This window comes from Mesorhizobium sp. M5C.F.Ca.IN.020.29.1.1 (genome assembly GCF_003997375.1).
In the GTDB taxonomy this organism is placed as follows: Bacteria; Pseudomonadota; Alphaproteobacteria; order Rhizobiales; family Rhizobiaceae; genus Mesorhizobium; species Mesorhizobium wenxiniae.
Window position 1 is genome coordinate 1 of sequence record NZ_RZSW01000298.1, and the last position, 7,619, is coordinate 7,619.

Sequence of the window (7,619 nt, forward strand, 5' to 3'; positions counted from 1 at the left end):
CTCTACCGTCTGTTCGTCAGTCGGCAGAATCTGCTCGAATGGCGCACTGCCTCGCAGGCGCACAAGAATGGCGACAACGATCTCGGCTCCTATTACGGCATGATGTACGGCGCGGTGATTGTCGGGGTCGTCGGCCTCGCCATCCCGGTTCTGGCCGATTCCACCGGAGCTTTCGTCGCCTTCTTCTTCGCGCTGTTCTGGATCGGCTCACCAGCGTTCGCTTTCTGGATCAGCCGCTCGGCCGAAACCGAGGACCGTTTGCGCATATCGGCGGCTGACATTCATGCGCTGCGCACCGTTGCGCGGCGCACATGGCATTATTTCGAGACCTTCGTGACGGCCGAGCATCACAACCTGCCGCCCGACAATTTCCAGGAAAGTCCGGCGCCTGTCGTGGCGCCCCGCACCTCTCCGACCAATATCGGCGTCTATCTCCTGTCGGTGATTTCAGCGCGCGACTTCGGCTGGATCAGTCTGTCCGACGCGACCACCCGCATCGACGCGACGATGTCGACCATCGAGAGCATGCCGCGTGAGCGCGGCCATCTCTTCAACTGGTATGACACGACGACGCTGAAACCGCTCTATCCGCTCTATATTTCCGCCGTCGATAGCGGCAATCTTGCCGGCCATCTGGTGGCGGTGGCGGCCGCCTGCGCCGAATGGGCGGAAGCGCCTGCAGTCCACCTTCAGGGCGACTTCGAGGGTATCCTCGATACGGTGACGATCCTCGACGAAAGCCTGGCGGAGTTGCCTGACGACCGTCGCCAGTTGCGGCCGTTGCGCCAGCGGCTCGCCGATCGCCTCGACGGCATGCGGCGCGCGGTCGAATCGATCAAAGCACAGCCCGAGATGGCATCGATCCGCACCATCAACCTGGCCGTTCTGGCCGGCGAGATTCGCAAGCTCGCCATCGCCATCCATACCGAGGCCGCATCGACACAGAGCGATACTATCGCCGACTGGGCGGCGAGACTGGAAGCAACCTGCGAAGCGCATGTCCATGACGCGCATAGCGACGACAATGCCGTCGAAGCCTTGCGGGCCAAGCTTCTTTCGCTGCGCGAGCGCACGCGTCGCTTCGCCTTCGAGATGGATTTCTCCTTCCTCATGCGGAAGGAACGCAAGCTCCTGTCGATCGGCTACCGGGTCGAGGAGCATCAGCTCGACGAAAGCTGCTACGACCTCCTGGCTTCCGAGGCGCGGCTGACCAGCCTGTTCGCCATCGCCAAGGGCGATCTGCCGACGGAGCACTGGTTCCACCTCGGCCGGCCGATCGTCGAGATCGGGTTCAAGGGCGCACTGATGTCCTGGTCCGGCTCGATGTTCGAGTATCTGATGCCGCCGCTGGTGATGAAGGAGGCGCAAGGCAGCATCCTCAACCAGACCAGCAAGCTCATCATCAAACGTCAGATCCAGTACGGCCGCTCGAAGAACGTGCCCTGGGGGATCTCGGAAGCGGCCTACAATGCCCGCGACCGCGAACTGACCTACCAATACACCAATTTCGGCGTGCCCGGGCTGGGCCTGAAGCGAGGTCTTGGCCAGAACACGGTGATTGCGCCTTATGCGACCGTGCTGGCGGCGCAGTTCACCCCGCGTGAATCGGTGCAGAACCTTGCCAGGCTGAGGCGGCTTGGCGCCCTTGGGCGGCACGGCTTCTACGATGCGGTCGATTTCACCCCGCAGCGCGTGCCGGAGGGCACCGACCATGTCGTCGTGCTGAACTACATGGCCCACCATTCCGGGATGTCGATCGCCGCCGTTGCCGACGCCATCTTCGAAGGACGCCTGCGCGACCGCTTCCACAGCGATCCGGTGATCGAGTCGGCCGAGTTGCTGCTGCAGGAAAGAGCGCCGCGCGACATCCCGACCGCCACCGTCAGGACCGAGGCCGACGAACGGTCGAAGGACGAAACGGAAGTCGAGAGCCCCGATACGCGCATCGTGCTCAACCCGCTCAAGGCGCTGCGTTCGACCAGCGTCATGTCCAATGGCCGCTACTCGGTCATGGTCACCGCGACCGGCTCCGGCTATAGCCGCTGGGGCGAGCTTGCCGTCACGCGCTGGCAGCCGGATCCAACCGAGGATCGGCTTGGCTCCTATATCTTCCTGCGCGACGCCGGCACCGGCGACTGGTGGTCGGCCACCGCCGAGCCGAAGCGTGCCACCGACGAAGAAGTGCAGACGCTGTTCTCCGACGACAAGGCGAGCTTCATCAAGTCGGTGGGATCACTGCGTTCGGAGGTCGAATGCATCGTCATCTCGGAAGGAAACGGCGAAGGCCGGCGGGTGACGCTATACAATGACGGCCCGGTCGATCGGCATATCGAAGTGACCTCCTTTGCCGAACTGGTGCTGGGCTACGACGCATCCGACAACGCGCATCCTGCCTTCTCGAAAATGTTCGTGGAAACCGAAATCGCCGCGAATAACGGGGCGATCTTCGCCACAAGACGCAAGCGGGAAACGGACGAGCCTGATGTCACCATGGTCCACTTCGTCACCGACCCGTCTGGGTCGACGCGCGACGCCGAGGCCGAAACCGACCGGCGCGCCTTCATCGGCCGCGGCCGCACCATAACCGAGGCCGCCGCCTTCGATCCCGGCGCCAAGCTTGGCGGCCATTCCGGCTTCACGCTGGATCCGGTCGCAGCACTTCGCCGACAGGTGCGCGTGCCGGCCAACAAGAAGATATCGCTGACCTTCTGGACTGCCGTCGGCGCCAACCGTGCCGAACTCGAAGATGCCATTGCGCGGCTCGATCATCCGGAAGCCTTCGCCCGTCAGGCGATGCTCGCCTGGACCCGCTCGCAGGTGCAGACCCGTCATCTCGGCCTCAGCCTTGCCGATGCCGCCAATGTGCAGAATCTGGCGCGTTATCTGATCTATCCTGATCCGTTCCTGCGCCTTCCGGCCGAATCGATCGCCTCCGGGCTCGGTAAGCAGTCCAGTCTGTGGCCGACCAGCATATCCGGCGACTTTCCGATTTTCCTGGTCAGGATCGGCGATGTCGCCGATCTCGAAATCGTTGCCCAGGCGCTCCGCTTCCAGGAATATATGCGCGCCCGCGGCATGATGATCGACTTTGTCGTGGTTAACGAGCAGGCTTCATCCTACGTGCAGGATCTGCAACGGGCAGTCGAGACGCTGTGCGAAAACAGCCGTCTGCGCGGCAAGGAGCTCGGACCCCGCCAGCACATCTTCGCCGTGCGCCGCGATCTCATGGACGAAACGACCTACAAGACGCTGCTCGCCGTCGCCCGCGTCGCCCTGCACACGCGAAACGGCACCATCTTCGATCAGATCGAGCGCGCCGAGGCCGCTGCGCTGCAAGCACGGGACGCTTTGCAGCCGGCAGGTGCAGCAGCGCTTCGCGAACCGTCTCCGCCGGCATGGGCTGCCCAGGCCTCGATCGAAGGCAGTGCCGACGGCAGCGGGCTCAATCAGTGGAACGGTTTTGGCGGCTTCGAGGGCGACGGACGCCACTATGTCGTGCGCCTTGCTGGCCGGCGTACGACGCCGCAGCCCTGGATCAACGTCGTCTCCAACGCCTCGTTCGGTTTCCATGTTTCGGCTGAAGGCGCTGCCTTCACCTGGAGCCGAAACAGCCGCGACTATCAATTGACGCCGTGGGCGAACGACCCGGTCACCAACCGGCCCGGCGAGGGCATCTATATCTACGATCACGCCAACGGCCGGGCGTTCTCGCCGGCGGCCGCAGTCGTGCGCGATCCCGCCATGACCTACGAAACATGGCACGGGCAGGGTTTTTCGACCTTCCGTTCGAAGCGCGGACCGCTGTCGATGGACTTGACCCATGTGGTGGATCCTGTCGATCCGGTGAAAATCTCCCGATTGCGCATCCAGAATTCGGGTTCGGTGCCGGCGCGCCTGCGGGTTTATGCCTATGCGGAATGGGTTCTTGGCAGCCATCGTTCGCGCACGGCGGCGACCATCGTTCCGTCCAGGGATGCTGTGACGGGCGCGTTGCTGGCGCAAAATCCGTACGGGCTCGACTTCAGCGACCGGGTCGCCTTCCTGGCCACCGACAGCGCGGCACATTCTGTAACGGCCGACCGCGGCGAGTTCATCGGCCGGCACGGCACCAGCGAACTTCCGCATGCCGTGCTCAGCGGCGCCAGCCTGTCGGGCCGCGTCGAGGCCGGCGATGATCCTTGTGCTGCAATTGCACGCGACATCGACATCCCTGCCGGCGGCGACGTGACGCTGCTCTGGCTGCTCGGCGATGCAGCCTCTGCCGAGGAAGCCAGCGCGCTGGTACAGCATCATAGCAGCAAGGATTTCGATCAGCGGCTGGCTGACAACGAACGCACCTGGCGGGGGTTTCTCGACACCATCCAGGTCGAGACGCCGGACAAGGCGCTCAACGCCATGGTCAACCACTGGCTGCCCTATCAGAGCCTTGCCTGCCGCATCCGCGCCCGCTCCGCGTTTTACCAGGCGAGCGGCGCTTTTGGCTTCCGCGATCAGTTGCAGGACACGCTGGCTCTGCTTGTCCATGATCCGAAATTGGCGCGCGACCAGATCCTCAACGCGACGCGGCGGCAATTCCCCGAAGGTGACGTGCAGCACTGGTGGCTGCCGCGCACCGAGGCAGGCGTCCGCACCATGATTTCCGACGACGTTGTCTGGCTCGCCCACGCCACCTCGCACTACTTGCAGGTGACCGGCGATACCGCGATCCTGAGGGAACAACTGCCCTTCATCGACGGGCCGCCTCTGGAAGAAGGCGAGCACGACGCCTTCTTCACCCCGGAGATCTCGAAGAAGACCGCTTCACTCTATGACCATTGCGCACGCGCACTTGACCTTGCGATCAAGCGCAGCAGCCCCGCCGGACTGCCGCTGATCCTCGGTGGCGACTGGAACGACGGCATGAACCGTGTCGGCGAGCACGGTAAGGGCGAGAGCGTCTGGCTGGGCTGGTTCCTGCTGAAGACGCTGGGCGACTTTGCACCTGTCGCCAAGGCGGAAGGCGATACCAAGCGCGCGCAAGCCTGGACAAAACACGCTGACGTGCTGAAGCGGGCGCTGGAAAGCACGGCCTGGGATGGTGAATGGTATCGTCGCGGTAGCTTCGACGACGGCACGCCACTGGGGTCGCGCGGTTCGCAGGAGTGCAAGATCGACTCGATTGCCCAGTCGTGGAGCGTGCTGTCGGGCGAGGGCGATCCGGCGCGGTCGACGACGGCGATGCAGCAGGCGATGAAAATGCTCGTCGACGACGAGCTCAAGATCGTCAAGCTTTTCACCCCGCCCTTCTCCAGGACGGAACAGAATCCAGGCTACATCAAGAGCTACCCGCCGGGTGTCCGTGAAAACGGCGGCCAGTACACCCACGCGGCGACATGGTTCGTCATTGCGCTCGCCGAAATGGGGCGCACCGACGACGCCTACCGCTGTCTCTCGATGCTCAACCCGGTCAACCACGCGCTCGACGAGGCCGCTGCCGAGCACTACCGTGTCGAGCCTTATGTCGTCGCGGCCGACGTCTACGCCGGGCAAGGCAAGGGCGGCCGCGGTGGCTGGACCTGGTACACCGGCTCGGCCGGCTGGCTTTATCGCGCGGCGGTCGAGGGCATCCTCGGCATTGAGCGCAGGGGCGAGCGCATTCGGTTCAGGCCGAAACTCCCCAGCCATTGGAATGGTTATACAGCAACGCTCAAGGTGCTGGGGGCCGAACTCAGGGTTCGCGTTGTCCGCGACGCCAAGGTCAAAGCCATCTCGTTAGAGGTAGATGGTAAAAAGACGAAGGCTTCGTCTTTCGAACCGAAAGCCGGCGACAAGGCCGAGGTGGTCGTCAGGATACCGGCGTAGTTCCAAGGATTTTGGCGTTTTTGCACGTCTTGGGGTGCGCGTTGTTTAAGGTTGCTCTAGAAATTCTATTGCGCATGAGCTTTCCCAAAAGCCGGTGCAGCCTTTAGGGATTCGTACATGACCAGTTGCTGATTAAAATTGCGGCAGTGCTTGCAGCCTGCCACGATTTTGCCGCAGGGCTGACATTTTACCTTTTTTCTCAAACCGTTAGGTGATCACGACAGATTTCGCAGCGTCGCCATCTTTTGTTCGCGAATTGGGAACTGAAGGGGTACACGAGCATTGTTTCGCGACACGTCAACGGGTACGTGTAGAAAATGATGCAGTGCACAATAACAATTTGCCGGAGTAGCTGAAGTGTCCCTTCTGCAGATCTACTGGAGAGCGCTTGGTTATCTCGCTGCCGACAGAAAACGCGTAGCGTTTATCTGCGGGGCGAATGTCGCGCTGGCCATTATCGCCATCCTTGAGCCGATCATGTTCGGACGGGTGATCGATGCTATTTCGGACGGCGGCTCGGTCTTTTCGACGCTCGCCGTATGGGCCGGTATAGGCGTCTTCAACGTCGTCGCCTTCGTTCTGGTGGCGCGCGGCGCTGACCGCTTTGCCCATGCACGACGCAGCGAGGTGCTTTGTCAGTCATTCGAGCGCGTGATCACCATGCCGCTTGCTTGGCATCATCAGCGCGGCACCTCCAACTCTCTGCATACGCTTCTGCGCGCGGTCGAGACCCTGTTCAGCCTCTGGCTCGAGTTCATGAGGCAGCATTTGTCCACTGTCGTCGCACTGGTTCTGCTGGTGCCGACGGCGCTCAGCATGGATATTCGCATGTCGATGGTCCTGCTGGCGCTGGGCGCGCTCTATGTCGGAATCGGGCGGCTGGTGATGCGTCGTACCAGGGAAGGCCAGGCGTCCGTGGAGCGGCATTTTCACCAGGTGTTCGCGCATGTGAGCGACTCGGTCAGCAACGTCGCCGTGCTGCAGAGCTACAATCGAATCGGCCACGAGACCGACGCCTTGAAGCGTTATGTCAAGAATCTGCTTGATGCCCAATATCCGGTGCTCGACTGGTGGGCATTGGCCAACGCCCTGCACCGCCTGTCGTCCACCATTTCGATGATGGTCGTGCTGTTGATCGGCTCCTATCTGGTCATGCATGGCCAATTGCGTATCGGTGACGTCATCGCCTTTACCGGCTTTGCAACGCTGCTGATTGCCCGGCTCGACCAGATGTCGGCCTTCGCCAACCAGATTTCGGAGGCCAGGGCCAAGCTCGAGGAATTTTACCGCCTCGAGGACTCCGCGGCCGACGCCGCCGAGCCGGACGGGTTGCGTGACCTCGGCAACGTCACTGGTCATGTGCGTTTTGAAAACGTCAGCTTCGAATTCGCCAATTCGGGGCAGGGCGTGAACGACGTGTCGTTCGAGGTCCATGCCGGCCAGACCGTCGCCGTCGTCGGTCCGACGGGCGCGGGCAAGACCACGCTCATCAATCTTTTGCAGCGCGTCTTTGCGCCGTCCAGCGGCCGGATTCTGATCGATGGCATCGATACCCGTACGGTGACCCGCAAGTCGCTGCGCCACTCGATCGCCACCGTGTTCCAGGATGCGGGCCTGCTCAACCGCTCGATCGAGGACAATATCCGCGTCGGGCGCGCCGAGGCGACCTATGATGAGGTCCACGCTGCCGCCAATGCCGCTGCCGCGCAGGATTTCATCCTGTCGAAGAGCAACGGCTACGACACGGTCGTCGGCGAACGCGGGGGACAGCTTTCGGG

The 7,619-nt window shown here is 62.7% G+C and carries 2 protein-coding genes; both read left to right on the forward strand.

The features are described 5' to 3' along the window. Window positions 1-5,841 (forward strand): glucoamylase family protein (locus EOA85_RS21835; protein ID WP_127211131.1); only part of this gene is annotated, 5,841 nt, incomplete at its 5' end. A 357-nt stretch (window positions 5,842-6,198) separates the two neighbouring features. Beyond that, a partial coding sequence (locus EOA85_RS21840; protein ID WP_127211132.1) for a glucan ABC transporter ATP-binding protein/ permease occupies window positions 6,199-7,619 on the forward strand: 1,421 nt, incomplete at its 3' end.